This is a genomic window from Brevibacillus sp. HD3.3A, assembly GCF_013284375.2.
Classification (GTDB): Bacteria; Bacillota; Bacilli; order Brevibacillales; family Brevibacillaceae; genus Brevibacillus; species Brevibacillus parabrevis.
In genome coordinates this window covers 1537953-1564202 of record NZ_CP085874.1, presented here as the reverse complement: position 1 = coordinate 1564202, position 26250 = coordinate 1537953, and the positions used below count along the sequence as shown (strand labels likewise).

Sequence of the window (26250 nt, the reverse complement as noted above, 5' to 3'; positions counted from 1 at the left end):
GTGTGATTGCGCGTTTGACTTGCGCCCCCGCTTACTCGTGCGCCAGTGCAGCTTTGTTCCCGTCCAGCATGGAGGTGCAATGCGGGCAGCGGGTTGCCTTGATCGGAATGGACGTGATGCAGTGCGGGCACTCTTTGGTTGTTACCGGCGCCTGAACGACTTCCTGCTTGCGCTTGAAGCGGTTCAGCTGTTTGATCACGATGAAGATCGAGAAGGCGATAATCAGAAAATCGATGACAGAATTAAGGAAAAGTCCGTAGTTCAGCGTCGCTGCTCCGCCTTTTTTGGCTTCCGCCAGCGTAGGGAAATCTCCGCCGCTCAACGTAATAAACAGATTGGTAAAGTCAACTTTGCCCAGCAACAGACCGATTAACGGCGTAATGATGTCGTTGACGAGCGAGGTCACGATTTTTCCGAAGGCTCCCCCGATGACGACCCCGATAGCGAGATCCAGTACATTGCCTTTTAAAGCAAACTCTTTAAATTCTTTTAACATGCAAATTCCTCCTTAATGTCCCAGTACATGCTGCAAAAAATGTTCGACAAACCGCTCGTGGTCTACTTCCAGGCACACTTGCACATTCGCAGGCTTGGCCGGATTGGCCCGTCTGTCGCCAATCGTGCGGGCATCGCTCGCGCCGCCGGACGTATCCACCTCGACGTGCATCGGCACTTTTTTCACGAAAGTCGGGTCGATCACCACACCGACCGCCAGCGGATCGTGCAAGCCGCAGCCGCGCAGGTTGCCGACTGTGGCATACGCGTCCATATACACCTGGCACATATCAGCGAACACATGGGCAAGCGGTGTATCCAGCGCTCTCCATTCCCGCAGATGATCGCGGGTGAGCAACGTCTGCATCGTCACATCCAGTCCGACCATCGTCAGCGGGATGCCTGATTGAAACACAAAGGCAGCCGCTTCCGGGTCGGCGCATATATTGGCTTCCGCGACCGGAGTGCGATTGCCGGGCACACTGACCGCTCCGCCCATTACGACGACCTGCTCGATGAGTGTCACGATTTCTGGCGCCGCCATAATCGCCCGGGCGAGGTTCGTCATGCTGCCTACCGTGATCAGCGTGACTTGATGGGGATTCGCCTTGATCGTCGAAATCAGAAACTGCGTGGCGCTCTCTGGCTGCGCAGTTGCAGTCGGTTCAGGCAACACGACGTTGCCAAGCCCGTTTTCCCCGTGAAACAGCCTCGCCTTGCCCGTCAGCTCGCGCACGATCGGACGAGACGATCCCTGGTAGACAGGTATGTGGGTAGCCCCGAGCAGCTCCAGCATTTGCAGCGTATTTCTCGTCGCTTCCTCCACTGTAATGTTCCCGAAGGTCGTGTTGATGCCGCACACTTCTAAATGAGGGGAATGTACGGCGTAAGAGATCGCGAGTGCGTCATCGATTCCCGTATCTACGTCCAGAATGACCTTTTTCATGCTCTGTCCTCCCCCTCCGTCAGCTGCCAGGCCCAAGTTTCGATCGCTTCGGATTGTATCGCCATGCAGACGTCGGCATCTGTTCCTGCACTTGGCTTGGCCCGCAGGTCGGCAATAAGAGCGCCGCGAGACAGTGGGCTGTGGCAATCGATGCTCAGCTTCAGCCGCTCGGTTTCGATCTGTTCAGGCGCTACAGCCGCAATCATCGCTCCCAGCACGCTTTTTACAGTGCCTGCTTTTCCAGTGGCTGTGGTTCCCCTTACCGTTTTCGCCAACAACGCCGCCTGTTCATCCGTCAAGCCGAGCGATTCGGTCGCATCAAGCGGAACGAACAAAAGCGGCCCTTTCGCAGCGAGAACAAAAGCAGCAGCCTCCGGGTCGGCATGCAAATTGGCTTCCGCAATAGCCGTCACATCTCCCGGCACGCGGATCGCTCCCCCGCGCACGACGATTCGCTGCACAGCTTGCAGCCACTCAGGCTTTCTGGCAATCGCCTTGGCCACGGTCGTCAGACGCCCTAAAGTAACGAGCGTGAGCGGGTTGTCCGGATCGGGCACAAGCTCAGTCAAAAAGGTGACCGCTTCACTGGTCATGACGGAATCAGCCGCGCGATCGGCTTCCCCGCGAAATAGCGGCTGTTGCGTTCCTGCCATGACAGGAATCTCTTCACCTGGCCGAACCTGATCTACCAGTCTGCGTGCCAGCTGGATGCCGCGATCTGGCTCGGCATCGCTCACGATAATTCCGCTCACTTGAACCTTTGGCGACTGTAGTGCATACAACAGCCCTATCGCTTGATCGGAGTCACCGCTAAAATCGATCAGCAGCCGCTGTTTTGATGCCATGGCTCTCAACTCCCGCATTGGTCTATGTCTTTTTTTGCAAAATGTGCTGTACTTATGCTAACGAAATCGGCAGCAGTCGTCAAATGTCAGCACACTTGCGCCAGCTATCCTCTTGCATCGCGGGGCAGTCTATTTTACACTTATCTTTATATTCGACAAAGTTCGTCAACTTCCATTTTGTAGGTTATACTCATTCTCCTGCGATTCGACAATCTTCACAAAAGGAGCAAGCGACATGCCCTCTGTGGAAAACCACCCGACTGACTCGATTTCCCTCGCCAAACAGCATTTGCTTCGCGCGATTATCCAATCCAAAACAAAGCCTTATTTACCCGTGTGGGGCGAGCTTTTTACCGCTTTGCGGGACATCGCCAAAACTGGGCGGCAACGCCGGGAAAACATCCGCCTCTATCTTCTTCAGCCAACAGGCTCCCTCTGGTATTTGCACAAGGAAGACTGTTTTCACGCCGATCTTCCCGATCCCGGAATCTCTATTTCGCTCTCACAGGAGCAGTTGATTGACGCCCTGCTCAAAGGCAGCTTTTCCCCCAAGACACCCGCATCGTAACAGCCAGCCAGATGAGCAACTTCGGGTGGCTGTTTGCTGTTTTTGGACAACAAAAAACCCAGGATATGCTCCTGGGAAGGGTAGTACGGAAGTATTCACGTGAATACGATTATTGTATATCCAAGTACCTATCGGGTCTAGCTGTATGTTTAGGCAAAAAAACCTGTTCTATCCACCTGCAAAGCCACATTCGCCCGCTCTTGAAAAAAAGTAGGCGGCCCTCCTGCACAGTTTGGGTACCGCCATCCCGAACTTCCCCAAGTTCGTTCATATTGGAATTGTACTATGAAACTCTTCTATCGAAAAGTGTCAGGTTTTGTTTTATAGCGAAATAGTGGGAAAATAGATAGAAAAAGCGGAAAAATAGCGAACCCCTGACCCGACTATCCGATCAGGGATTCCCTGCTACTTCGTATCCTTGTCCATCACATCAGCAGCTCTCGGCCCAAAGATGATGTACAAATAGACGTATTGGCTGACACTGACTCGCGGAAAGACAAAGGCGACGCCCGCTTTCCCCGCATGCTGCCTGACAACATACCGCAATTTGCTCGTTTTCAGCCGTTTCAAGATGCGCACTGCTTCTCGCCACGACACGGAAAATTGGACGTTTTTCTCCATCTGTACAAACACCTCACCGAAGCTAGTATGCCCCGATTGGAAAAAATACACACTTACTCATACCGCAGCGCATCGATCGGCTTTAACTGGGCTGCCTTGCGCGCTGGATAGACACCGAAGATGACGCCGACCAATGACGAGGTCAAAAAGGCGTACAAAATCGGGGTGAGACTGATCGAGGTCGAAAGCGATCCGAGCTTGCTGATCAACAGCGCCGCCCCTACACCGAAGGCGATCCCTAAAATGCCGCCAATCAGGCTGAGAGTGACCGCCTCGATCAAAAACTGGCGCAAAATGTCTCGGCGCTTGGCTCCGATCGCCTTGCGAATGCCGATTTCCCGGGTGCGCTCCGTCACGGACACCAGCATGATGTTCATGACGCCTATCCCGCCGACAATAAGCGAGATCGCGGCAATGCCGGACAACAGCGCCGTCATGGAGCTGGACACTTCCTGCGCTGTGCTCAAAATGTCGGACTGGGAGGTAATGCGGAAATCATCTTCTTTTTGCGGCCGCAAGTTATGTTTGGCGCGCAACGTCTGGCGGATGTCTTGCTGCGCTTTGTCCATGACATCAGAGGAAGCGGCGGACACGTAGATCGTGCCGACATTTTTGCCCCCCGTCAGACGGCTCATTGCGGTCGTAATCGGAATGAGGATTCTGTCGTCATTGTTCGTCATCCCCGAGCTGCCCTGACTTTTCAACACCCCGATGATTGTAAAAGGAACCCGGTTGATTTGAACGGTTTGCCCGATCGGGTTTGTCGTCGCGTTTTTGAACAGATTGCTGACGACCTCGGTCCCGACAACCGCCACGTTGAACTGCCTCGTCACCTCGAAGTTCGAGAAAAAGCGGCCTTGCGCTACTTCCGCATTGCGGACTTGCAGGAAGTCGGCAGTCGTTCCCTCCAGTGAGCTGGAGTAGTTGTTGCTTCCCCAGACGATTTGCGCGCGTCCGTTGACGCTCGGTGCCACTCCCGCGACCGAATCGTTCTCGGCGATCGCTTCGGCATCAGCCATCGTCAGCGTATTCAGCGACCCGGCCCCGAGGCTTACCCTGCCTTGTGTCGCCTGTCCCGGCGAGACGATCAAAAGATTGCTCCCCAGTCCATTGATTTGGGAAGCGACAGAAGAAGACGTTCCTTCCCCGATCGCAACCATGGCAATAACGGCTGCCACCCCGATAATAATCCCCAGCATCGTGAGCACAGAGCGCAAGCCATTTGCCCGGATGCTGCGAAACGAAACACGTACACATTCAATCAAGCTCATGTTCTCACTTCCTCTGCCTGCGCTATTCTGCGCTCTTGTACCACTTCATTGGAAATGATCTGACCGTCGCGAAAACGGACGATCCGTTTGGCATACTCGGCAATGTCCGGCTCATGCGTGACGAGGATCACCGTCTTGCCTGCGTCATTCAGCCGCTGGAAAATTCCCATGATCTCTTCGCTCGTCTTCGTATCCAATGCACCCGTCGGTTCGTCCGCGAGCAAGATGACCGGATCGTTGACCAGTGCCCGGGCAATCGACACCCGCTGCTGCTGGCCGCCAGACAGCTCATTCGGCTTATTGTTCAGCCGCTCAGCCAGCCCTACGCTGATGAGTGCCTTGATCGCTCTCTCCCGCCGCTCTTTGGCTGACGCACCGCCGTACAGAAGCGGCAGCTCCACGTTTTCTACCGCAGTCGTGCGCGGGAGCAAGTTGAAATTTTGAAAGACAAATCCGATCTTCTGATTGCGGATTACAGCCAGCTCGTCATCGTGAGCCAAAGACACAGGCTGCCCGTCCAAATAAAACTCTCCCGAGGTCGGTTTATCGAGGCAGCCGATGACGTTCATCATCGACGACTTGCCTGAGCCGGACGGCCCCATGATCGCCACGAAGTCGCCCTCGTCAATCGTCAGGCTGACGCCCCGCAAAGCCATGATCTCCTGGTCGCCAATCTGATACTGTTTCTTCAAGTCTTCGATTTGAATGACTGGTCTCATCTTTTATCGACCCCTCATCTGGACGCCGCCTCCGCCGCTAGGGAAGCCTCCGCCCATCCCCGGGAATCCGCTTCCGCCCATGCGCATATTACCCGAGTTGGCGGACGTTGAGGTTGTGCTTGTGCTGACCGGGATGACGACCCGATCGCCTTCTTTCAAGCCTTCCAAAACCTCTACCCGATCCGCCGCAAAAAATCCGATTTTGATCGGTGTGAAATGGTACGGCATCGACGCCATTCTGTTGGCCCGCTCACTTCTCGGCTTTTCTTGCGACTTGTCGGCAGCTTCCGTTTTTGTCTCAGTCTGCGCAGCCGTTGCGGTTGCATTTGCCGCCGTACCCGAACGCTCTCCGGCCATCAGGTAGACGCCGTCCTTGCCGTTTTGCGTTTGCAGGGCAGCAGCTGGCACGTAGAGCACATCCTTGTGCGTCCCAAGCTCAATCGTCACGTTCATCGTCATTCCGATCTTCAGCTTGTTGTCTTTGTTTGCCACAGACAGCAGCACATCATAGCTCGTCACACCCGAATCGGTTTTCGCCTCGGGGTAAATCAGCTTGACCTTGCCTGTAAAAGTATCATCCGTATAAGAGCTGGTCGTAAAAGACACAGGCAGACCTTCTTTTACTTTTCCGATGTCGCTCTGGCTGATTTGCGCCAGCACCTCAAGGTCACCCGAGTTGGAATTATCCATAATAATAAAATCATTACCGGGAATTTCACCTACGTTGCCATTCAACTGAACGATCACCCCGTCCATCGGCGCTTTCAGTGTCACAGCATTCAAAGCCTTCTGCGCTTTTTGCAGCTCGGCTTTCGCCTGTTCTACCGCTGCCTTCGCTGCGAGGATCGTCGCAGAATCCGGGCCTTCGTTCGCTTCTTTCAAAGCTTCTTGCGCCGTCTGGTAGGCTGCCTCCGCCTGATCGACTTTGACGCTGGACTGCGATGTCGTCTGTCCGGCTGTCAATGTAGCGGAGTTGTAGTCGCGCTTCGCTTGCTCCAAGGAGTCGCTCGCGTTGTCGTATTCAGTCTGCGAGATGGCTCCTGCCGCAAACAGCGCTTTTTGCGAGTCAAATGTCTTCTGCGCATTTTCGAGCGCCGCTTTGGCCTTCGCTACGTCGTTTGTCGCCTTCTTCCCGTCGATGTTTTGCTTCGCCAGCTCAAGCTCGCTTTTCGCTTGAGTGACCGCCGCCTGGAGCGAAGCAATTTCCGCTGTGCTCTTGCGCTTTTGCGCATCTTCCAGCTTGGCTTGCGCGGACAACAGATTAGCCTGCGCATTCGTCACCTGGATTTTCGCCACGGAATCATCCATCGTTGCCAGCACCTGTCCCGCTTTGACCTGGTCACCGATTTTCACCTGGATGGTCGAGATGGAATCTTTGGCGTCCTCTGCATCTGAAAACGATAGCGAGGAACGCTTGGAAGCCTGAACGGTCCCGGATGCCAGCACGGTTTCGGAGACGTCGCCTTTTTGGACCGTGACAACCTGAAAAGCTGCTTGCGCCTGCTCAGGGGTCACAAACGCTTTGTATCCATACACGCCCCCTCCCGCGATCACCGCGACCGCCAGTCCGGCGATGAGCCATTTCTTCTTGCTATTTCGCGCCGCCGAAAACAACGTCCGTTTCTTCTCCGATTGCGTCACATCAAATCCTCCTGCCTTGTGCGTAATAAGCGGGAAACACCTTGTCTTCCCTGTTGCGATCAATATACGGAACGAATACGTCAGGGATAAGTCAGATGAATGGGAATGATGTGAAAAACGACCAGCCGATTTGGCATGGTCGCTTGTGGCAAGCCTATGTTATTGGTGCAAAACAAGGGTGAAGGTACTGCCGTCCTTAGAGCTTTCCGCAAGCAGCAGCTTGCCCCCGAGCGCCTGCGCGATCATTTTGCTAAAAGACAAACCCAGCCCCAGCCCGCGAACGACCTGCTTCTTTTCCTCGCCACGGTAAAACCGCTCGAAAATCAGTGGCTGCTCCGCCTCCGGGATTCCTTGCCCCGTATCTTTGACATCTACGCGAATTTCTTCGCCGACCACCGAAAGCGACACGTCGATCTTCCCTCGCGAGCCCATCGCTTGTGCCGCATTGTTCAGCAGATTGTACAAAATTTGCTGCACGCGCAACGGGTCCGTGTTCACGATGATCGGTTCGGCTGGCTTCTGGATGGACAGCTCGATCTGCTCCGCCTCCTGCATAATCTGCCACTGGTGCGTAATTTCCTGCACCAGCTCGTACATGTTTTGCTGCTCGCGGCGAATGCGGATATCCCCGACCGCAAACGAATTGAAGTCGAGCAAATCCTCCACCATTTTTTGCAGGCGTACGGTTTCCTTCGCGCATATCTCCAAAAATTCCTTGGCTTCCTCGCCGCTGACGATATCATCCTTGACCGCCTGTACCAGCCCGCTAATCGACGTGACAGGCGTCTTCAGCTCGTGCGTGACTCCTGCCAGCAATTCGGTGCGCATCAGCTCCAGCTGCCGCAAGCGATCAGCCATCTCCTTGAACGAATGAATCAGCTCGTCAATTTCCTCTTCGCGCCTGTCTTTCTCGAAGTGAATCTCGTAGTTGCCCATGACGATTTGCTTGGCCGCGTCTGCTACGTCCTTGATCGGGGTAGACAGCTTTTTCGTCAACAAATAGATGACGAGCCAGCCGAGCAGTCCGAGACTGATCAGCATGATGAACATCAACTGAAACTCGGTCGTGCTGCGCATCAAGTCTTGCTTCGGGGTAAAAAGCATGACCCAGCCGACAGTTTGCTGGTTGACCCGGATGCTTTTTTTCACGAACAGCAACTCTTCGCCGCGTTCCAGCTTCACCTGTGACATGCTTTCGTCTGCTTCCACCAGGTCTTGGGCCATCCGCCGCAGTTCAGAGTTGAGCGGATCACGCCCGCCAAACACGGCCCGATGATTGGCATCCAAAATGACCATGAACGGTTTGTAATTGACGCGCAGCGACTCTTGCCGACTGTCGAGCAGGCGGAACAAAAACGGCGAAATGACGACTTTTCCGTCCGCATCCACGACGCGGTCCGATACTTCCGCCGCCATCAAGCGCATGAAGTCGAGCCGCTTTTGCTTTTCGCTGTAGTTGATCCAGAAGCTGGAAGCGATACCGATGACCAACAGGCCGATGCAAAGCGTAATCAAATACCGGGTCGTCCAATACCGGAACAAAGTAATCCGCTTTTTCTCACTCATAGACACATAGCTTGTAACCCAAGCCGCGGTACGTGCGAATTTCCCCTTCAGAAGCCGGCCAGTTCTCCAACGATCGGCGAATCCGCTTGATGGCGAGATCGACGGCCCGGTCGCTTCCCTCGTAATCCATCCCCCACACTTGCTCGATCAGCTGCTCGCGGGTAAATGTCTGGTTTTTGTATTGGGCGAGAAACAAAAACAGGGACAAGTCTTTCGGCGTAAACGCCAGCTCAATGCCATGCAAGGTAACGGTGTACGCCTTGAAATCGACTTTGAGACTGCCAAACTGCTTGACCTGATCGCCCTCGATAATTTGCTTGGAGCGGCGAAGCACAGCCTTGACCCGCGCAACGACTTCATCCGCGATAAACGGCTTGGTAATGTAATCGTCGGCACCTTGCTCCAGCCCGGCGAGCTTGTTGTCGATATGCCCGAGTGCCGTCAGCATGATGACGGGACAAGAACTTTTGGAACGTATGTATTCTAAGAGACTCCACCCGCTTCGTCCTGGCAGCATGACGTCCAGAAGGACCAGCGCCGGGTTGAAGGCATCGAATTTGCTCTGGGCTTCGTCTCCGGTAAAAGCCTGTTCGACCTGGAACTGATGCTTCTCCAGATACGCTTTTAGTACCCGAGAGATGGGCAGTTCGTCTTCCACGATCAAGATGTTTGTCATTGCACTTTCTCTCCCCTCGAAAACGACAGGTCTTCCCTCTCTAGCGTAGGACATGAATATGTCAAGCAAATGTCTAGATCAATAGCTAGACTGGCATTAAAATGAAGAAAGCTGTAGTAGATTTGGGGAGGCTATACTTATGAAACGTTTGACCGAGGAAGAAAAAACCGGCCTGTACAAGGCGATCAGCAATCGGCGGGATATTCGCACTTTTCGCCGCGACCCGGTTCCGCCTGAAAAAGTTGCCATGATTCTCGCCGCTGCTCACCACGCTCCTTCCGTCGGCTTCATGCAGCCGTGGAATTTCATTCTCGTGGAGGATGAGCAAATCAAGCAGGAGCTGGCAGACTGTGCAGACAAAGAACGGCGGGCGCTCGCGATCCACTACGAGGGAACCGGCCGCGAATCGGCTTTTCTCGACTTGAAAATTCAAGGGATCAAAGAAGCTCCCATTACGATCTGCGTCACCTGTGATCCGACGCGGGGCGGCGACCACGTCCTCGGACGCAATTCTATCCCCGAGACAGATATCATGTCTGTCAGCTGCGCCATCCAGAACATGTGGCTGGCAGCGTATGCCGAAGACTTGGCGATGGGCTGGGTGAGCTTTTACAAAAAAGCAGACGTCCGCCGCATTTTGCACATCCCGCCGCATATCGATCCGGTTGCCTTGCTATCTATTGGCTATACAGACCACTACCCGGATCGGCCGCTTTTAGAGCTGCACAAATGGGCACAGCGGCAAGACTTGCAACAACTGATCTATCGCAACAGCTGGGGAGAAAGTGCCCGGCACGCACAAAAAGGGCTGCCGGAAAACTAGGCAGCCCCAATCAAAGTGGAGGGTAGTACGTGAATCTCGGTATGTTCCTGACGTAACTACCCTGCCCGCAAGTTTCAGCGAAAAGCCGACTTGCTCACATGGAACTACAAAATTGGGAAATATCACCCGATCGTGCTGGCAGCGCAAGCAGATGAGTTAGTTCTGCGGGCGCGTCCTGTTTGTCGGAACAGCCGTCAGCGGGTCGTCCGGCCAGTAATGCTTCGGGTAGCGCCCTTTCAAGTCTTTTTTCACTTCGAAGTACGCTTGCTGCCAAAAACTCGCCAAGTCTTTCGTCACTTGCACCGGACGCTGTGCCGGAGACAGCAGGTGAAGCGTTAGCGGCACTTTTCCACGCCCGATGCGCGGCGTGTCTTGCCAGCCGAACAGCTCCTGCAGCCGGACAAACAGACTGGGCGCAGCCGGATCGCTGTAATCGACGGGAATGTTCGATCCGCTTGGAACTCGCACATGGGTGGGCGCATACTCGTCCAGTTGTCGCCGTTCGTCCCAGCCGAGCATCCCTTCCAAAATGGCAGCCAGAGACAGCTGTTGCAGCTCGTCTCTTTTTCGCATGCCGTACACATGCGGCGCAAGCCATTCTTCCAGCGTAGCGAGCAGAGCTTCGTCATCGACGCGAGGCCATTCCGGGAACAGGTCGCTCATGAACTGCAACCTCTCCCGGAGCTGGCGGGCGTGACGGCTCCATGGCAGTATCGCCAGGCCCTCTGTCCTGATGCCGGTAAGCAAGGCGTGCAACACGGCGTCGGCATCCCGGTCTGCCGCCGTCTCTTTTAAGATGAGCGCACCGAGCTTCTTGCGGGTACGCGACCGCACAGCGCCAGCGGAACGATCCCACCAGACGGCTGTTTCCTCGCTGATCTGCCCGGCCCAGTCCTGGTGCAGTTCGCTCTCTTCGATTTGCGCTGCCAGCATGATGCGGCTGTCTACTCCCTGATCGTCAAGAAGCGGCGCTACTACATACGGGGCAAAAGCCAGTGGCTGCTCCAGCCCAAACGCTGCTCCACGGCCATTGCGCAGCAAATATCGCCCGTCGCCCCTGCGCTGCGCGATCCGATCTGGATAAGCAAATGCCAGCAGTCTGCCTGTCTGGCTGATGTCGCCGCTCACGCTTGTCTTTGGCTCCCCGCTTTTTCTCCACTGCCGCTTCAACTGCGCCGCGTCGTTCCACAGCTTGCTGCAAACGGCTTCTTCCACTTGCAGCCCATGTCCGTGAACAGAACGGCCCTCCCCGCGATTTCCTGCCACGAGCCGCAAAAGTTCGACTCGCGAGCCAATATCCGCGTCAGCCGCAGCCCCTCTCCCGCGAACGATATCCCGCTCTTCCAGCAGCACAGCCAATTCGCAAGCCAAATCGAGCAGTCCCAGCTTGCTTGCTCGCTGAATCATCTGCCCAAGCCTCGGATGCATTCCCATCCCGGCCAGCACCCGGCCATGCGCCGTTATTTGCCCATGAGCGTCCAGTGCTCCCAACTGCTGAAGCAGCTCTTGCGCCTGGGCCAGTGCCGCTTTTGGCGGGATATCCAGCCATTGCAGCTCCTCGACATCCTTCACGCCCCAAGCCGCAAGCTCCAAAGCAAGCGGCGCTAGGTCAGCGTCGATGATTTCCGGCGAATCGTGCGCGGCAAGCATCCGGTCTTCCTGCTCGGTCCACAACCGATAGCACACGCCCGTGTCCAGCCTGCCCGCCCTGCCCATGCGCTGTTCTGCGGACGATCTCGATACACGCCCTGTCTCCAGTCGCGTCATCCCGGTGCGCGAAGAGAAGCGCGGATACCTTTTCAAACCGCTATCGATGACAATCCGCACGCCTTCTACGGTCAGGCTCGTTTCCGCAATCGAAGTCGCGAGCACGATTTTGCGCTCTCCTGGCTGCCCGGGACGCAACGCCCGATCTTGCTCCTGCTGCGAAAGCGCTCCGTACAACGGACATACGCGCACCTGTGCCCCAAGCTGACTTTTCGCCAACAGAGCTTGCGTCGTGCGAATTTCTTTGGCTCCCGGCAAAAATACCAGCATGTCTCCCTCATCCTGCATAAGCGCCGCGAGCGCGAGACGGACGATCTCTTCTTCCACGGAACCATTCAGCGGTTTGGGCAAAAAGCGCGTCTCGACCGGAAAAGCCCTGCCCTCGCTGACGATGATCGGAGCGTCACCGAGCAACCGGGCGACAGGCTCCGCCGCAAGCGTCGCTGACATGACCAAAATGCGCAGGTCGGGGCGAAACAGGCTTTGCGTCTGAAGACTGAGGGCAAGTCCGAGGTCGGCATGCAAGCTGCGTTCGTGAAACTCGTCAAAAATAAGCAGACCGACAGCTTCCAGACCCGGATCGTCCTGAAGCATGCGTGTCAGGACACCCTCCGTAATGACCTCAATCCGCGTGTTCGGGCCGATTCGCGTATCGTGCTTGACTCGATAGCCGACCGTCTCTCCCACTTGCTCCCCAAGCTTGCGCGCCATGTAACCCGCCGCCGAACGGGCTGCCAGACGCCTTGGCTCCAGCATGAGAATGCGCTTGTTGGACAGCCACGCCTGCTCCAGAAAAGCAAGCGGCACTCTGGTCGTCTTTCCCGCGCCGGGAGCTGCGACCAGCACCGCGCTGTTGCTTGCCGCAAGCGTCTCGATCAGCTGCGGCAGCACGGTATCAATAGGCAATGCCATGTTGTGTTTCACCTCATGTCCAAATCCATTCTGTAATCATCATACACGATTGGAGCGACAGGAAAAGAGATTGCCAAATGACTGAATAATCATTCAATAGTATAATGAGCATACGTTCACTGCAGGGCGGAAGCGGATCTCGCAGCAGGATGAAGAAAATACGGGGGTGTTAACGTGGTAGAAGTCCATCAGCATGAAAATGTTTTATGTCTGGAAGGCGTGGTGAAAAGAGCTGGCCGCGAATCCGGCATTTGCGTGTATGTGGCAGACGGCATGATGATCGATACTGGCCCGCAATCACTTGCCACTGATTTGATCGACTGTTTTTCGCAAGCCTCGTTCGACGCGGTTGTTTTGACACACAGCCATGAAGATCACAGCGGCAACGCAGCCTGGATCGCCAGCACCAAAGGCGTGCCCATTTTCATCCATGAAAAAGGGGTAGGGCAATGCTTGCAGCCAGCAGACTACCCGCTGTATCGCCAATTGGTTTGGGGAGTGCGCGAGCCTTTTGCCGCACAGCCTCTGGGAGAGACTGTTCATTCCCGTTCCATCGACTGGGAGGTCATCCATACACCTGGACACGCGCATGACCACGTCGCGTTTTTTGACAAACAAACAGGCCGCCTGTTTTCTGGCGACCTGTTTCTCGGGACGAAAACGAAAGTGATTTTGCAAGACGAATCCATCCCGCTGCTGATCCAATCGCTTCGCCAGGTGCTGACACGCGATTTTGGCGCCATGTTCTGCGCGCACGCGGGTTACATCGCCGAGGGAAAAGCTCTGTTGTCGCGCAAGCTGGACGACCTGCTCCATTTGCAGGGAGAGATCGTGCACTTGCACCAGCAAGGACTGACTGCCGCAGAGATCCATTCGAAGCTTTTTGCAAAAACATCTCCGATCATCGCACTGTCGGAAGGTGAGTTCGACTCCCGGCACATCGTTACTTCTGTGCTCTCGGATCAAGGAAGCAGCGAGCCGTCATCGCTATTCTAGCTGATTTGCCTCTGCAACTGGTCGAGGTGGTGCTCCATGTGCTCCACGTAATCTTGCACCAGCCACTGCAAGCTCACGGCTGTGCCATCGGCAGTCGTACAGGAATGGTCGTAGGCGGATGCTGGCATGACGGAGATCACGGTGATGATCGCGCGGTTCATGCTGCTGTAGAGCTGAACAATCTCTTCAACGGTCCGCTGCTGGTACGCCTGCGCCTTCACCCATTCATCCTGCTGATACGGAATAAGCACATACGGCTGTTCAGTCTGTGCCCGGACAAATCGGGGCAAATTGTTGATCGCCGAATCGCACAAATGACCCAAAATTTCCTTGGCGGACCACTTCCCGGGAGCAGGACGGCTTGCCGCCTTCTCCTCTCCGATCTGCTGAAATGTTTGGGCAACGGCAAGCAAATGTTTTTCCAGCCTAGCAATTTGTTGCTCCATGCTCATTCCTCCTCTGCTTTCTTTTCACCCTATCAGATCCGGCCCGTCTGCACCAATAGAAGAGTTCGATGGCCGTCATCGGTATTGGTGAAGTCTTCCTTTTTTTCGTTCAGGCGATATACTAGAAAGAAGCACTGATTCCATACCCGTATGATCCTCGCCAAACGCGATCAGCAAAGGAGGCAACATGAGAAGAAAGCTCTGGCTATTTTTTGTTTTCATTTTTGGCACTGTTCTGGCAACATCAGCTCCCGCGCAGGCTGCTACGCGCTTTTCCGACGTCAATCCCGCAGAGTACGGCTGGGCGGAGGACGCCATTTCCTTTATGGTCGGAAAAGGCGTGATCAGCGGCTATCCGGATGGCACCTTCAAGCCAGGGAGATTCGTAGACAAAGCGGAGATGACCGTGATGATTTATCGGCTGTTTGATCGCTACCGACCGAACAGCTCTGGTCAAGGTTCGAACGATAACAGCTATTCGATCAAGCAATTTGCCGATGTTCCTAGCAATCATTGGGCGTACAAAGAAATCAGCTCGCTCATCAACATCTCCTGGTGGAATGCCGTCCAATCCTCCCCGAAAGGGTATCTGTTCTACCCTGACGCCAAGCTGAATCGCATCGGAGCGGTCAACCTTCTCCCGCTGTTCATGCTGGCGGAGGAGGATCTGTCCAACGAAGAAGTGTATCAGATCGTTTCTGCCATGCGCGATGTTCCCATAGTCGTCAGCTCTTACTCAGATGACGAGCTGTTTATGGGCCATCCCCTTCAAGAGGATGGGCGCTACGACGAAAACGCGGGCAATAAAACGAACCTGCTGTTTCCTCTGTTGTTCGCCAAAGACGGCAATGAACTGCACATCCCGGATGATTACAGCGGCATTGTCGCCAGCGATCTCGCTCTCTTGCAAAAAACAGGCATCATGACAGCCTACAACGGAGAATTTGAGGCACAAGACATGCTGACTCGTGCGGAAGCGGTCACGATTTTGCACAGGCTGTACTTGCGCCTGAAGCAAACCGGAGCGCTTGCGGAGTATTCCAGCAAATAAATGTAACGGGGGAAATCAAAGTGGCGATCAAAAAAATCGAGCACGTCGGCTTGATGGTAAAAGATTTGGATGCGTCCATCGCTTTTTATACGAACGTGATTGGCATGGAGCTAAAAGGCACCTTGGTGCACTCCAACCAAGTTATCACGCTCGCTTTCCTCGGCTTCCCCGGCCGCCCGGAAACCGAGCTGGAGCTGATCCACGGCTACAACGACTCTCTGCCTGTAGAGGGCAAAGTTCATCATCTCGCACTCGCTGTGGACAACCTGGAAGAAGAAATCGCGCGGCTCAAACAGCTTGACGTCTCCTTTATCGACGAGGCGATCACCACTCTCCCCAACGGCTCCCGCTACATGTTTTTCCGCGGACCGGATGGCGAGTGGCTGGAGTTGTTTGAAAGCACCCGCTAACAAGCTTTTCACTGCAAAAAAAAAGACCATCTGGCCGACTGTAGCCCGATGGTCTTTTCGTTTGGGCGTTATTGATTCCCCACGTTGATAAACGGAGTGGCGCCTCCCGTGACGTTCGGCAGCTTGCCGTCCCATTTGCGGATCGCTTCCAGCTGTGCTTCGATCTGTCTGAGCTGGATCAGCTCCGGCGTCACTTCTTGTTTTTGCAGGCGCAAAGCTTCGGCCTGTGCCTGCGCTCGCGTGATTTCCTGCTCTTTCTCGATTTTGATCCGCTCCAGGTCGAGCTTCGATTTGAGCGCTTGCTGCTCCGCCACTTGCTTCGACTCGATCGCGCGGTTAAATTCATCGCTGAACGTAAATTCGCGAATGTTGATTTCATCCAGAATGATATTGTACGTGGACAGCTTTTGCCGCAAAACTTCTTTGACTTTGTTGCTCACTTCGGAACGCTTGGAAATGAGTTCTTCTGCCGTGTACTGCGCCGTAACCGCCTTCAAAGCCTCGGCGATAGCCGGGTCGACGATGCGGCTGTTGTACTCCAAACCTACTTGCTGGTACAGTTTGTTCACGTTGTCGCTGTCCAGGTGGTGGTTGACCGCGATGGTCGTCGATACGGTTTGCAAGTCACGCGAAGCGGACGTTTGACTCGTCTCCGATTTTTGCACCCGCACCTCCATCGGAACGATCGTTTGGATAAAAGGAATTTTGAAGTGCATGCCTTCCTGCAAAACTTTTGGCTGGACAGCACCGAGCTGCAAAACGACGCCGCTGTGACCAGCTGATATGATGGTAAACGATTGGGTCCCGAGCAAGACCAAAACGACAAGTACGAGAATCGTGACGATCAGCTTCCCCCCGGCTTGGAAGGGACTCATTTTTACTCCCTGATTTTCGCTCATGTTCCGCCTCCCCTTTTGTAATCGGTTCTCTTCTTACATACGTACGGATCAGCGGCCCAGAAGTTTCAAAAACTTTCTGTCTTCGCAGCTTCAAGCAGCACTTTGCCCATTCGCTCCGCCTCGATTTTGCACAACTCAAACTCAACCTCGCCCGATACGTGGGAGATCAGCTGGATGACTTCCTCGCACCCGTGACTGCAAATGAGGAACTGCTCCCACTTCACTTCGGAGCGCGGCACTTTTCTGGCTGAAAAGCCGCTTTGAAAACCGCCTAGGGTCATTTTGATCAGGTCCTTTCGGGATGAATAGAATTGGATATTGTCGTCTTCTCGTATATGGTGCTAATATTGAACGTTTTTACCAAGTTTGTGAATCCCTATCTCTCTCCACTTGCAATCCCGAGCGTTTCCCGGCTCTTTTTTCCTGAATCTCGTTGCTCCGGCAGTACAAAGTGTCCTATGTCGGAGGTTTTTATCGATCTTCTCGCACTTCTTCTTGTAATTATATTCATTCGGAATTTCCTGGTATATAATGAAAAGGAAAATAATTGCAGCAAAAAGCGCCCTTGTATTTGCAGCCGAAAAGAAACCCACCAGCCATCACTCAACCGTACAATACCTTGCAGATATAGAGATGGCATCCCCTGATTACGACAGCTTTGATTATGAAAAAGGATGGTCCCTTATGTGGAAAAAACTTCTGTACGGCCTATTGGTTTACATACTTGGCCACATCGTGGTAATGGCGTCCGTTTCTATTTACAACAATGATACTGGTGACCGCTCGTTCCTAAGAGCGATCGTTGCTGCGATTCTTTACTTAGCCGCAGTGATAAGTGTTACGAGGAGTCGCAGTTCATAAGAAAAAGCCCCAACAAGCCATTGGGGCTTTTCCTCATTATCACTTCATCTTCGCCACCGACCACTTCTTCTCCAAAACCGGAGGCGCCGGAATGGCTATCGCTTTGGACAATTTTGTGGCAAACACGAAGGCTACGGTCATGAATCCGGCGATCATCGCGACGACGCCACCCCAGCCGAGCGAAGACCAGAAAAGTCCTCCCATCGTCCCGCCAATGCTGGAGCCTGCGTAATAAAAGAACAAGTAGAGCGAAGACGCTTGCGCCTTGTCGTGGGTTGCGCGCTTGCCTACCCAGCCGCTCGCGATGGAGTGGCTGCCGAAAAAGCCAAAGGTGAGAATCGGCAGGCCCGCGACGATGACAGCCAAATGCGCATCGAGCGTCAGGCATGCGCCAATCAGCGTCAGCAACAAAGAGACGAGCAGCATTTTCGTCCGCCCGAACTTCTCGGCCAGCTTCGCCATCCAGACGGAAGCGAACATCCCGACGAGAAAGACGATGAAGATCCAGCCTACGAGCGTTTGGCTGAGCGAGTAGGGCGGCGCGGTCAGCACATACCCGATATAGTTGTAGAGCGCGACATTGCTGCCAAGGCTCAAAAATCCGATGCCAAACAGACAAAGCAGAGCCGGGTCCCGCAAGTGGGCGAGCATCGAGCCTGCCAGCTTGCGCAGCTCGGGAGCACGCGCGTGAAAATTTTGCGAGGCGGGCAAGCTCATCCAGAAAACCAGTGTGGCTACCAGGCTCATCAGGCTGATTGTCCCCATTGCCACGTGCCAGTTGAACAAGTCCGTGAGCGTCCCGGAGAGAATCCGCCCGCACACCGCTCCAAGCGAGTTCCCGCTGATGTATAGTCCCATCGCCACACCGAGACTTTTCGGTTCCATCTCTTCTCCGAGATAAGCCATGGCGATCGAAGGGAGTCCTCCCAATGAAATTCCTTGAATAATGCGGTACAGAAGTAAAGTCTCGTAGGAAGTGCTGCATGCCGTCAAAATCGACAAGAGCGACGCCGCCAGCATCGAGCTGATCATCACCGGCTTGCGCCCCCACACTTCGGACACCGTCCCGAAAATCAGCATGCTGATCGAAAGAGAGATCGTCGTCAGCGAAAGCGACAAGCTTGCCATCGTCGGCGAAATGCCAAATTCTTTCGTAAATTCAGGCATTAATGGCTGCGTGCTGTACAAAATGGCAAACGTATTGAAACCCGCTGCAAAAAACGCCAGGTTCGTCTTGCGAAAAGTGGCTGTGCCTTGCTTGATGTGTCCCATGATGGTGAAACCTCCCCGTGTTTCTCCCCGCTTCACTGTTATACTATCATTGACAATTCATAATGTATAATTTATTGTAATCATAATTTTGATGCACAAAAGTAATGAATCGACGACAGATCAGCGTCATACAGGGAGGTTGCTTCCATGGAATGGCAACAGCTCGAATACTTTCAGACACTTGCCCGCATCCAGCACGTCACCCGCGCAGCGGAAGCCATGTCGCTTTCCCAGCCTGCGCTCAGCCGCTCCATCGCCCGGCTGGAGGAGGAGCTTGGCGTCCCGCTTTTTGAGCGCCAAGGCCGGACGATTATGCTCAATCGCTACGGCCAGCTTTTTTTAAAGCGCGTCAACCGGATTCTCAAGGAATTTGAGGACGGAAAACAGGAGCTTCGCGATCTCGTTCATCCCGATCACGGGGAAGTGGCGCTTGGCTTTTTGCACACGCTCGGCACCAGCCTGATTCCCGACCTGATCGGTTCTTTCCGCGCCAAGTCGCCCTCGATCAGCTTCACCATGATCCAAAATCACAGCTACTCGCTGCTTGCGCATCTCGACGCCGGCGAGCTGGATTTGTGCCTGTTGGCAGAACCGACCGAAACCAAGCTGCCGATTTTGTGGACGCCGCTCTGGAGCGAAGAACTGTTTGCCATCGTTCCGCTCGGACATCCGCTGGCTGAACGGGAGAGCATCCTGCTCGCGGAAATTGCCGAGGAGTCGTTCATCTTTTTGAAAAAGGGCTACGCCCTGCGGCGAACGACAGACCAGTTGTTTGAGCAGCTGGGTGTAGTCCCGCGAGTGACCTTCGAAGGCGAAGAAGCAGCCACCGTAGCAGGGCTGGTTTCGGCGGGACTCGGCGTGTCCTTGCTGCCCGATTTGCGGGGCATCGACAAAAGCAAAATCGCGCAAATCCGCATCAGCAGCCCGAAATGCCAGCGCGTCATCGGCATGGCCCAAGTCCAGGGCGGCTACTTGTCTCCTGCTGCCGTGCGCTTCAAGGAATTTGTCCTGGACACATTCAGGAAATAACGGCAAAAGACCCTCGGACTGTAGGCTGTGCTCCGAGGGTCTTTCCGCATATTCGTTGCTTTATTTTGCCTGGTGCGCCAACAGCTGCTCCACGACCAGGTCGAGCTGGCCTTCAATCGCCAGCGGATCGTAATAGTACATTTGCTCAAACGTCATCTCGTAGATGTGGTTGTTTTTGACGGCTGGCAAATTTTTGTAAACCGCGTTCCCGAAAAACTTATCCTTATCCTCTTGCTTCGTCTCATACGTGGTCACAAACATGTGGTCTGCTGCGAATTGCGGTAACACTTCCTGGGAAATCAGCTTGGGCGGCGTGTTGGCATCTACGACTTCCTTCACGGCTGGCGGCGGTGTCAGCTTGAGCGCATTGTAGATGACTTGACCGCCGCGTCCCCAGTTGTCTCCGAGCACGTAAAACTTCTGAGAGCGCAGCTCGTAAATTCCGACCGTCTCCCCGTCTTTTACCGCCGTCTTGATTTTTTCGCGGGCACTCGCTGCTTTTTCATCGAATTGCTTGATCCAAGCCTCTGCCTCCGCTTGCTTGTCCAGCAGCTCGCCAAAAGCCCGTATGTCAGCGCGGATGTCGTCGTTGTACGTGCCGTATGGGATCAGCACAGTCGGCGCGATCTTGGAATAGCCAGTCGTTCCGATCGGCTTGACCCCGATGGACAAAAGCTGGCCCAAATACAGATCGGAGACGATACGCTTCGGTTCTGCAGGAATCTGGATTTCTTTTCCATTTGGCATTTTGTACGTTTTCATCTTCACGCTATCCTGTGCTGGCGCCGCTTGCTGAGCCGGGGTTTCATTGCTGGCCCCTTTTTGCTCCGTTGCCGCCCCGCATCCTGTCATGGCAACGAGTAAAGCGAGGATTGCCGTTCCTTTCGCGATCCATTTCGCGTATTTTTGCATAGTCCCCTCTGAATGAAAATGATAATTATTATCATAAACTATCTTACCAGCAGCTTTTTTCCATGTCCACAAGGGAATGTCCTTGCATCCCGCCAAACCGCTTACTACTATTAAAAGGGAAAGGAGTTGACCGTATGCTAGACCCTTACGTTCGAACTGCCGATTGCGGCTCTGGGCAAAGAGTCCTCCTTCCTCTTTACTCAGGGCCGACTCGCTAGTGTTAAAAGAAGGGCCTCTTTGCCCTGCTATATACCGACTTCACGTTATATAGACAGGAGCAGAGTCAGATGAGATACCAAAATGCCAAACTCGTTTTGCCGGAACCGCTTTTGCAGGAAATCCAGCAATACGTCCAGGGCAGCTATTTGTATATTCCGAAGCCTTCCGCTTCCAAAAGAAAGTGGGGCGACGGCACCGACACGAAGCAATTGCTTCGCGAGCGAAACCAGGCCATCTTGCAGGCTTATCGCCAAGGAACGGGCGTCAAGGAATTGGCCGAGCAATATTTTTTGACGAGACACAGCATCCGCCGCATCATTCGCGAACAGCCATAATCCAGAAAAGTAGTCGTCCGTGCAAGTACCGCACTTCCTGCGTTACACTTCGCTTATCGCTACGACAAATGGAGGTACGTTCCATGAATGGCATGCATCTGCTTTCGCTGTCTTTTGAGCAAAACGGACACAGTCAAGTCATCACACCCGTCCTGCTGCGCGACGAACACGAGCTGATCCTCGTAGACTGCGGCTATCCCGGATTCCTGCCGCTGCTGGCAGAAGCAGCGAACAGCCAGCAGCTCGACTTGTCCGCGCTGACCAGAGTGATCGCGACTCACCATGATGTCGACCATATCGGCGCGCTCGCCGCTTTGAAGCAAGCATACCCGCAAATTGAAATCATCGCCTACGAGTCAGATGCCCCATACGTAACTGGCGCCAAAACTTCGCTGCGAATTTTGCAGGCGCAAGCAACGCTCGCCTCCCTCACTGGCGAGGAGCTGGAGCGTGCGGAACAGTTCATCCGCTTTTTGCAGACGATCGAGCCAGCACCAGTCGAGCGCACGGTAGTCGATCAGGATCGTCTGCCCTGGTGCGGCGGGATCGAGATCGTTCACACGCCCGGTCACATGCCTGGACATATGTCTTTGTATCTTCCAGCAAGCCAGACACTGATTGCCGGAGATGCCGTGGTCATCGAGGACGGAAAACTCGCGATTGCCAATCCGCAGTACGCATTGGACCTTGCCGATGCCGTCCGCTCTGTCCGCCGCTTGCTCGACTATGAGATCAGGCAGCTCGTCTGTTATCACGGCGGGCTGTTTCAGGGCGATGTGAAGCAGGCACTGGAAGAGCTGCTTCACCGTTACCAGACAACATGACAAATTGATTACTCCCGACTGCAAAAAGCGCGCAGTCCGATGCCAGGCAACAAGTTGCAATGAGGACTGGCGTTGTTTTGCAACTTCGCTTTTTTCGCTTGCACAAGCTGTCACCGCCAAAAAGCCCTGTCGTCCGCCGAAGTGGATGCCAGGGCTTTGCTTTTGCCGTCGTTCGCTCGGTACCGCTTCGGTTTCACAAGAGTACAGCAGTCATGGTCGTGCAAAATCAAGCCGATATGTTCCAGGGCGTCATCAACCGAGGAGGGAGCGCATTCTCGTCCATACGACGGGGAAAAAATGTTCAGCGTCGCATCAAAGTCATAGGCGTCAAATCGCTGAGTCCGCCACAACAAAACACCCCGCCTGCACACGCACCAACGCGCGCCAGACGAGGCATTTTTCTACTGCGAAGCCGTCTCCAAGTTTTTGAACTGATTGTAAAACAATTGATGATACATCCCTTTTTGCTCGATCAGGTCGTCGTGGCTGCCTTTTTCCACGATCTGCCCGCGATCGACGACCATGATCGTGTCGGCATCGCGGATCGTTCCGAGCCTGTGGGCGATCACAAAGCTCGTGCGCCCTTCCATGATCGAAGCAAGGGCGTCCTGAATGATCAACTCGGTACGGGTGTCGATGCTGCTCGTCGCCTCGTCGAGAATCAACAGCGACGGCCTCGCGAGAAAGACGCGGGCAATCGCCAAAAGCTGGCGCTGTCCCTGACTCAGATTCCCCCCGTTTTCCGTCAGCGGCGTATCGTAGCGCTTGGGCAGGCGGTTGATAAACACGTCTGCATGCGCCATTTTCGCTGCCGCTTCCACCTCGGCGTCTGTCGCATCGGGCTTGCCGTACATGATGTTTTCCTTGATCGTCCCGGAAAACAAATACGTGTCCTGCAAAACGAAGCCGAAGCTGCGGCGCAGGCTGTCCCGCGAATATTCGCGAATGTCTTTTCCATCGAGGTAAATGGTTCCTTCCGTCACATCGTAGAAGCGCGTCAGCAAGTTGACCACTGTCGTTTTGCCTGCCCCCGTCGGTCCGACCAATGCCGTCGTGCTGCCCGCCTCCGCCTCGAAGCTGACGTTTTGCAAAATCGGCTGATCAGGGCGATAGCCGAAGCTCACCCGATCGAAGACGACATGCCCTTTCGGATTCGCAAGCACGACCGCATTCGGCGCATCGAGCGGCTCTTCTTGCTCGTCCAGCACTTCAAACACGCGCTCTGCTCCGGCGACTCCAGACTGGAGCACGTTGAAAATGCTGGCGAGGTCGTTCAGCGGACGGACAAACTGCCGCGAATAGCTGAGAAAGCTGGCGATCACGCCGACGGTAATCATCCCTTTGACCGCGAGCACGCCGCCGACAATCGCGACCATGCCGAAGCCGAGGTTGTTGATCACGTTCATGATCGGCATCAAAAAGCCCGACCACACTTGCGCTTTCATCCCGACCTTGCACAGTCGGTCGTTAATCGCCGCGAAGTCGGCAATCGCCTTTTCTTCATGGTTGAACGCCTTGACGACCTGGATGCCGGAAATCGTCTCTTCAATATGCCCGTTCAGCTTGCCCAGCTCGGACTGCTGATCTTTGAACAGCACACTGGTTCTTTTCGCAATCGTGCGGGTCAACAGGAACACAAGCGGAACCGTAATCAGGCAGGCAAGCGTCAAAATCGGGGACAGCACGATCATCATGATCAAAGACCCCGCAATCACGATGACGCCTGACATCAGCTGTGTCGTCGACTGCGAGATCGAGTTGCTGACGTTGTCGATATCGTTGGTCAGCCGGCTCATCAGCTCGCCATGCGTACGCGAATCGAAAAAGGCGACCGGGAGCTTTTGCAGCTTTTCAAACATCGCCTGGCGCATATTCGTCACGATCCGCTGCGTGATTCCCGCGACCATCCAGCCTTGCAAAAACGTCAAAGCCCCATCGAGCACATAAGAGCTGAGCAAAGCCAAAACGATGATCGACAACAGCGAAAGCGACCCGGGGCCGCCCGTCATCGCATCGATCGATTTTCCGATCAGGTACGGAGCCGAGAGCATCAGGAACCCATCTACCAGGACGATGACAAAGACGAGCGGTAGCCATCTTTTTTCCCGCCCGAACGATTGCCACAGTCTTTTCAGCGTGGCTTGGAAGTTTTTCGGCTTGCTCACCGGACCTCGCTGTGCCCCATGCCCAAACCCGCGTCCAGGCCGCGTCGGAAAAATCGGCTGCTGCTCTTTTTGTTGTTGCGACATGTTAGCTCACCTCCCTGCCGATTTGCGATAGGAAGATTTCCTGATAGACCTGACACGTAGCGAGCAGCGTTTCGTGCGAGCCAATCCCCGCCACTGCGCCGTTGTCAAGGACGACAATCTTGTCGGCATCCATGACAGACGTGATCCGCTGCGCGATCAAAATGCAGGTCAGCCCTTTCGCGTACGTTTTGAGCGCTTCCTTGATCCGGCTTTCCGTCGCCACATCAACCGCACTGGTGCTATCGTCGAGAATGAGAATGTCCGGCTTTTTCACCAACGCTCTGGCAATCGAGAGCCGCTGCTTTTGCCCCCCGGAAAAATTGACCCCGCCCTGGCCTACCCGCGTCTGGTAGCCTTCGGGAGTGGCAGCGATAAACTCATGCGCCTGTGCCATGCGCGCCGCCTCGATCGCCTCTTCCTCCGTCGCATCTTCCTTGCCCCAGCGAATATTTTCCAGTACCGTGCCTGTAAAAAGCGTCGTTTTCTGCGGCACGATCGCCATTTTTTCGCGGAGCTTGGCAGGCTCGACATCGCGCACATCCTGTCCGTCTACGCGAATCGTCCCTTCCGTCACATCGTAAAAACGCGGAATCAAGCCGACCAGGCTGCTTTTTCCCGACCCGGTAGAGCCGATGATCCCTACTGTTTCCCCCGGCAAGCATGTAAAAGAGACTTGCTTCAGGACAGGCTGACCATTTGTTCCGGCATAGGAAAAGCTGACGTTTTCAAAATCGATCCGGCCTGTTTCAGCCCCGGCTTCATCCGCCCCCGCCGCCGCTTCCTTCCAGCTCATCCGGTTTTCCTCGGCAAAAACTTCGCCGATCCGCCCAGCCGATGCTTTGGCCCGCACGAACATGTTGAAGACGAGCGAAATCATCATCAGCGAGAACAAGATTTGCGTCATGTAGTTGGTAAACGCGATGATGTGTCCAACCTGAATGCTCCCTTGCTCGACTCCCAAACCGCCCAGCCACAGCACAGCGACGATTCCGAGGTTGACCGTGAGCATGATCGCCGGGCTGAAAACCGACATGACGCGGGTCGCAGACAGCGATTTCTTTTGCAACTCTTCATTGGCCCCGGTGAACTTGCCCACCTCGAAGTCAAAACGGTTAAACGCCTTGACGACCCGCACGCCCGACAAATACTCGCGCATGGCACCGTTTACCTTGTCGAGCGCCTGCTGCACCTTGAGGAAAAACGGAAAACCGATTTTCAGATTCAAAAAGATCAACAGCCCGACAATCGGCACCACGACTGCGAGCACTACCGCCAAGTCGGCATTCAGTTGGGTCGCCATGAACAAGCCGCCGATGCACATCAGCGGCGCTTTGACGAAAATACGCATCATGCCGTTGACAAACACCTGCACCTGATTGACGTCGTTGGTCATGCGCGTGACGAGCGAGGCGCGGTCGAACTTGTTCAAACTGTCAAAAGACAGCGACTGCACCTTCGTGAACAGATCGGCGCGAAGCTGCGCTCCGAAGTTTTGCGACACGTACGTGGCAAGCAGATTGCGGACGGTAGCAGCCACAGCGCCCAAGGCTGTAATCAACAGCATCAGCCCGCCCGTTTTCAGCACGTAATCCAGATCGCGCTGCGCGACACCGATGTCGATGATTCGGGACATAATCGTCGGCTGCAAAAGGTCGCACAAAGCTTCCACCGTCAAAAAGATCATGGATACGCTTGCAACAAAGCCGTATTTTTTTATGTATTTTTGATAAAACCGCATTGAGTCACCTCATTTCTTGCTGCAAAGCTTCTACGTTCCACGATACCTGTTGCCATCCAAATTGTCACGAGGGGAGTTGTATCTCTTCACGATAAACAAGCAGCAGAGAACATGCTTGCTCTTTGCTGCTTGTGAGGTGTTTCTTCCATATATAAGGAT

General features: G+C 54.5%; 25 protein-coding genes. 8 read left to right on the top strand and 17 right to left on the bottom strand.

The features are described from left to right. Nucleotides 1-31: 31 nt before the first annotated feature. From mscL to HP435_RS07685, 3 genes are read right to left on the bottom strand one after another with little or no spacing between them, the layout of a single operon-like run. Nucleotides 32-496: a large-conductance mechanosensitive channel protein MscL gene (mscL, locus tag HP435_RS07695; protein ID WP_063228617.1), complete on the bottom strand. Its 465-nt coding sequence runs from the start codon at nt 494-496 to the stop codon at nt 32-34. Between the two features lie 12 nt (nt 497-508). Beyond that, nucleotides 509-1441: a nucleoside hydrolase gene (locus tag HP435_RS07690; protein WP_122963047.1), complete on the bottom strand. Its 933-nt coding sequence runs from the start codon at nt 1439-1441 to the stop codon at nt 509-511. After that, nucleotides 1438-2286, bottom strand: coding sequence for a nucleoside hydrolase (locus tag HP435_RS07685; RefSeq protein WP_173598389.1), 849 nt, complete (start codon nt 2284-2286; stop codon nt 1438-1440). The genes HP435_RS07690 and HP435_RS07685 overlap by 4 nt, the downstream gene beginning before the upstream one ends. Nucleotides 2287-2521: 235 nt before the next feature. On the opposite strand from HP435_RS07685, the gene HP435_RS07680 reads away from it, so the two are divergent. Continuing rightward, complete coding sequence (locus HP435_RS07680) at nt 2522-2854, top strand: protein kinase family protein (RefSeq protein ID WP_173596155.1); 333 nt, start codon at nt 2522-2524, stop codon at nt 2852-2854. 405 nt (nt 2855-3259) lie between these two features. Here HP435_RS07680 and HP435_RS07675 read toward each other — a convergent pair whose 3' ends face one another. The 6 genes from HP435_RS07675 to HP435_RS07650 form a co-directional block, all read right to left on the bottom strand. Then, the gene (locus tag HP435_RS07675) at nt 3260-3475 is read right to left on the bottom strand and encodes a hypothetical protein (RefSeq protein ID WP_063228613.1); all 216 of its coding nucleotides are present in this window, start codon (nt 3473-3475) and stop codon (nt 3260-3262) included. A gap of 53 nt (nt 3476-3528) precedes the next feature. After that, the gene (locus tag HP435_RS07670; protein ID WP_122963044.1) at nt 3529-4746 is read right to left on the bottom strand and encodes an ABC transporter permease; all 1218 of its coding nucleotides are present in this window, start codon (nt 4744-4746) and stop codon (nt 3529-3531) included. After that, entirely contained in the window at nt 4743-5465 is a 723-nt protein-coding gene (locus HP435_RS07665; RefSeq protein ID WP_122963043.1) for an ABC transporter ATP-binding protein, read from the bottom strand. Before HP435_RS07665 ends, HP435_RS07670 begins: the two co-directional genes overlap by 4 nt. A 3-nt stretch (nt 5466-5468) precedes the next feature. After that, nucleotides 5469-7106, bottom strand: coding sequence for an efflux RND transporter periplasmic adaptor subunit (locus HP435_RS07660; RefSeq protein WP_173598390.1), 1638 nt, complete (start codon nt 7104-7106; stop codon nt 5469-5471). Nucleotides 7107-7265: 159 nt separating this feature from the next. Continuing rightward, nucleotides 7266-8672 (bottom strand): HAMP domain-containing sensor histidine kinase, encoded by a 1407-nt coding sequence (locus tag HP435_RS07655; RefSeq protein WP_122963041.1) that lies wholly within the window; start codon nt 8670-8672, stop codon nt 7266-7268. Further along, entirely contained in the window at nt 8665-9348 is a 684-nt protein-coding gene (locus tag HP435_RS07650; RefSeq protein ID WP_122963040.1) for a response regulator transcription factor, read from the bottom strand. Before HP435_RS07650 ends, HP435_RS07655 begins: the two co-directional genes overlap by 8 nt. Before the next feature lie 139 nt (nt 9349-9487). On the opposite strand from HP435_RS07650, the gene bluB reads away from it, so the two are divergent. Continuing rightward, entirely contained in the window at nt 9488-10171 is a 684-nt protein-coding gene (gene bluB / locus HP435_RS07645; protein WP_063228607.1) for a 5,6-dimethylbenzimidazole synthase, read from the top strand. Between the two features lie 156 nt (nt 10172-10327). Here the strand turns inward: bluB and hrpB are convergent, their stop codons facing one another. Further along, nucleotides 10328-12850, bottom strand: a complete 2523-nt coding sequence (gene hrpB / locus HP435_RS07640) for an ATP-dependent helicase HrpB (RefSeq protein WP_173598391.1) — start codon at nt 12848-12850, stop codon at nt 10328-10330. 174 nt (nt 12851-13024) lie between these two features. On the opposite strand from hrpB, the gene HP435_RS07635 reads away from it, so the two are divergent. Next, entirely contained in the window at nt 13025-13846 is an 822-nt protein-coding gene (locus HP435_RS07635; RefSeq protein ID WP_122963038.1) for an MBL fold metallo-hydrolase, read from the top strand. Here HP435_RS07635 and HP435_RS07630 read toward each other — a convergent pair. Further along, a complete protein-coding gene (locus HP435_RS07630; protein ID WP_173596151.1) occupies nt 13843-14292 on the bottom strand; it encodes a DinB family protein in 450 nt (149 codons plus the stop codon). The two genes, HP435_RS07635 and HP435_RS07630, sit on opposite strands and share 4 nt — an antisense overlap. A 187-nt stretch (nt 14293-14479) precedes the next feature. Between HP435_RS07630 and HP435_RS07625 the strand changes: the two genes are divergently transcribed. Next, a complete protein-coding gene (locus HP435_RS07625) occupies nt 14480-15343 on the top strand; it encodes an S-layer homology domain-containing protein (protein ID WP_173598392.1) in 864 nt (287 codons plus the stop codon). A 20-nt stretch (nt 15344-15363) separates the two neighbouring features. Continuing rightward, entirely contained in the window at nt 15364-15753 is a 390-nt protein-coding gene (locus HP435_RS07620; protein ID WP_063228603.1) for a VOC family protein, read from the top strand. A 68-nt stretch (nt 15754-15821) separates the two neighbouring features. Here the strand turns inward: HP435_RS07620 and HP435_RS07615 are convergent, their stop codons facing one another. The 3 genes from HP435_RS07615 to HP435_RS07605 form a co-directional block, all read right to left on the bottom strand. After that, the gene (locus tag HP435_RS07615; RefSeq protein ID WP_122963035.1) at nt 15822-16652 is read right to left on the bottom strand and encodes a prohibitin family protein; all 831 of its coding nucleotides are present in this window, start codon (nt 16650-16652) and stop codon (nt 15822-15824) included. Between the two features lie 65 nt (nt 16653-16717). Next, entirely contained in the window at nt 16718-16933 is a 216-nt protein-coding gene (locus tag HP435_RS07610; protein WP_173596149.1) for a hypothetical protein, read from the bottom strand. Nucleotides 16934-17552: 619 nt separating this feature from the next. After that, a complete protein-coding gene (locus tag HP435_RS07605; RefSeq protein ID WP_122963032.1) occupies nt 17553-18785 on the bottom strand; it encodes an MFS transporter in 1233 nt (410 codons plus the stop codon). Between the two features lie 147 nt (nt 18786-18932). Between HP435_RS07605 and HP435_RS07600 the strand changes: the two genes are divergently transcribed. Then, on the top strand, nt 18933-19814 hold the full coding sequence (locus tag HP435_RS07600; protein ID WP_122963031.1) for a LysR family transcriptional regulator: 882 nt from the start codon (nt 18933-18935) through the stop codon (nt 19812-19814). A gap of 60 nt (nt 19815-19874) precedes the next feature. Here HP435_RS07600 and HP435_RS07595 read toward each other — a convergent pair whose 3' ends face one another. Further along, nucleotides 19875-20726 (bottom strand): ABC transporter substrate-binding protein, encoded by an 852-nt coding sequence (locus HP435_RS07595; RefSeq protein ID WP_229049849.1) that lies wholly within the window; start codon nt 20724-20726, stop codon nt 19875-19877. Between the two features lie 287 nt (nt 20727-21013). On the opposite strand from HP435_RS07595, the gene HP435_RS07590 reads away from it, so the two are divergent. After that, nucleotides 21014-21280 (top strand): CD3324 family protein, encoded by a 267-nt coding sequence (locus HP435_RS07590; RefSeq protein ID WP_122963030.1) that lies wholly within the window; start codon nt 21014-21016, stop codon nt 21278-21280. A gap of 83 nt (nt 21281-21363) precedes the next feature. Next, nucleotides 21364-22104 (top strand): MBL fold metallo-hydrolase, encoded by a 741-nt coding sequence (locus HP435_RS07585; RefSeq protein WP_173598393.1) that lies wholly within the window; start codon nt 21364-21366, stop codon nt 22102-22104. 401 nt (nt 22105-22505) lie between these two features. On the opposite strand, the gene HP435_RS07580 is transcribed toward HP435_RS07585, so the two are convergent. Together HP435_RS07580 and HP435_RS07575 are read right to left on the bottom strand one after the other, a co-directional pair. Further along, a complete protein-coding gene (locus HP435_RS07580) occupies nt 22506-24353 on the bottom strand; it encodes an ABC transporter ATP-binding protein (RefSeq protein WP_173598394.1) in 1848 nt (615 codons plus the stop codon). Nucleotide 24354: 1 nt separating this feature from the next. After that, a complete protein-coding gene (locus HP435_RS07575; RefSeq protein ID WP_122963026.1) occupies nt 24355-26091 on the bottom strand; it encodes an ABC transporter ATP-binding protein in 1737 nt (578 codons plus the stop codon). Nucleotides 26092-26250: the final 159 nt, after the last annotated feature.

What these genes read in the sequence shown, in the direction of transcription:
- HP435_RS07615 (WP_122963035.1), bottom strand. Translation starts at nt 16,652, where the DNA reads ATGAGCGAAAATCAGGGAGTAAAAATGAGTCCCTTCCAAGCCGGGGGG.
- HP435_RS07690 (WP_122963047.1), bottom strand. Translation starts at nt 1,441, where the DNA reads ATGAAAAAGGTCATTCTGGACGTAGATACGGGAATCGATGACGCACTC.
- HP435_RS07590 (WP_122963030.1), top strand. Translation starts at nt 21,014, where the DNA reads ATGAGATACCAAAATGCCAAACTCGTTTTGCCGGAACCGCTTTTGCAG.
- HP435_RS07580 (WP_173598394.1), bottom strand. Translation starts at nt 24,353, where the DNA reads ATGTCGCAACAACAAAAAGAGCAGCAGCCGATTTTTCCGACGCGGCCT.
- mscL (WP_063228617.1), bottom strand. Translation starts at nt 496, where the DNA reads ATGTTAAAAGAATTTAAAGAGTTTGCTTTAAAAGGCAATGTACTGGAT.
- hrpB (WP_173598391.1), bottom strand. Translation starts at nt 12,850, where the DNA reads ATGGCATTGCCTATTGATACCGTGCTGCCGCAGCTGATCGAGACGCTT.
- HP435_RS07685 (WP_173598389.1), bottom strand. Translation starts at nt 2,286, where the DNA reads ATGGCATCAAAACAGCGGCTGCTGATCGATTTTAGCGGTGACTCCGAT.
- HP435_RS07595 (WP_229049849.1), bottom strand. Translation starts at nt 20,726, where the DNA reads ATGCAAAAATACGCGAAATGGATCGCGAAAGGAACGGCAATCCTCGCT.
- HP435_RS07630 (WP_173596151.1), bottom strand. Translation starts at nt 14,292, where the DNA reads ATGGAGCAACAAATTGCTAGGCTGGAAAAACATTTGCTTGCCGTTGCC.
- HP435_RS07665 (WP_122963043.1), bottom strand. Translation starts at nt 5,465, where the DNA reads ATGAGACCAGTCATTCAAATCGAAGACTTGAAGAAACAGTATCAGATT.
- HP435_RS07605 (WP_122963032.1), bottom strand. Translation starts at nt 18,785, where the DNA reads ATGGGACACATCAAGCAAGGCACAGCCACTTTTCGCAAGACGAACCTG.
- HP435_RS07680 (WP_173596155.1), top strand. Translation starts at nt 2,522, where the DNA reads ATGCCCTCTGTGGAAAACCACCCGACTGACTCGATTTCCCTCGCCAAA.
- HP435_RS07625 (WP_173598392.1), top strand. Translation starts at nt 14,480, where the DNA reads ATGAGAAGAAAGCTCTGGCTATTTTTTGTTTTCATTTTTGGCACTGTT.
- HP435_RS07650 (WP_122963040.1), bottom strand. Translation starts at nt 9,348, where the DNA reads ATGACAAACATCTTGATCGTGGAAGACGAACTGCCCATCTCTCGGGTA.
- HP435_RS07575 (WP_122963026.1), bottom strand. Translation starts at nt 26,091, where the DNA reads ATGCGGTTTTATCAAAAATACATAAAAAAATACGGCTTTGTTGCAAGC.
- HP435_RS07585 (WP_173598393.1), top strand. Translation starts at nt 21,364, where the DNA reads ATGAATGGCATGCATCTGCTTTCGCTGTCTTTTGAGCAAAACGGACAC.
- bluB (WP_063228607.1), top strand. Translation starts at nt 9,488, where the DNA reads ATGAAACGTTTGACCGAGGAAGAAAAAACCGGCCTGTACAAGGCGATC.
- HP435_RS07610 (WP_173596149.1), bottom strand. Translation starts at nt 16,933, where the DNA reads ATGACCCTAGGCGGTTTTCAAAGCGGCTTTTCAGCCAGAAAAGTGCCG.
- HP435_RS07655 (WP_122963041.1), bottom strand. Translation starts at nt 8,672, where the DNA reads ATGAGTGAGAAAAAGCGGATTACTTTGTTCCGGTATTGGACGACCCGG.
- HP435_RS07670 (WP_122963044.1), bottom strand. Translation starts at nt 4,746, where the DNA reads ATGAGCTTGATTGAATGTGTACGTGTTTCGTTTCGCAGCATCCGGGCA.
- HP435_RS07675 (WP_063228613.1), bottom strand. Translation starts at nt 3,475, where the DNA reads ATGGAGAAAAACGTCCAATTTTCCGTGTCGTGGCGAGAAGCAGTGCGC.
- HP435_RS07600 (WP_122963031.1), top strand. Translation starts at nt 18,933, where the DNA reads ATGGAATGGCAACAGCTCGAATACTTTCAGACACTTGCCCGCATCCAG.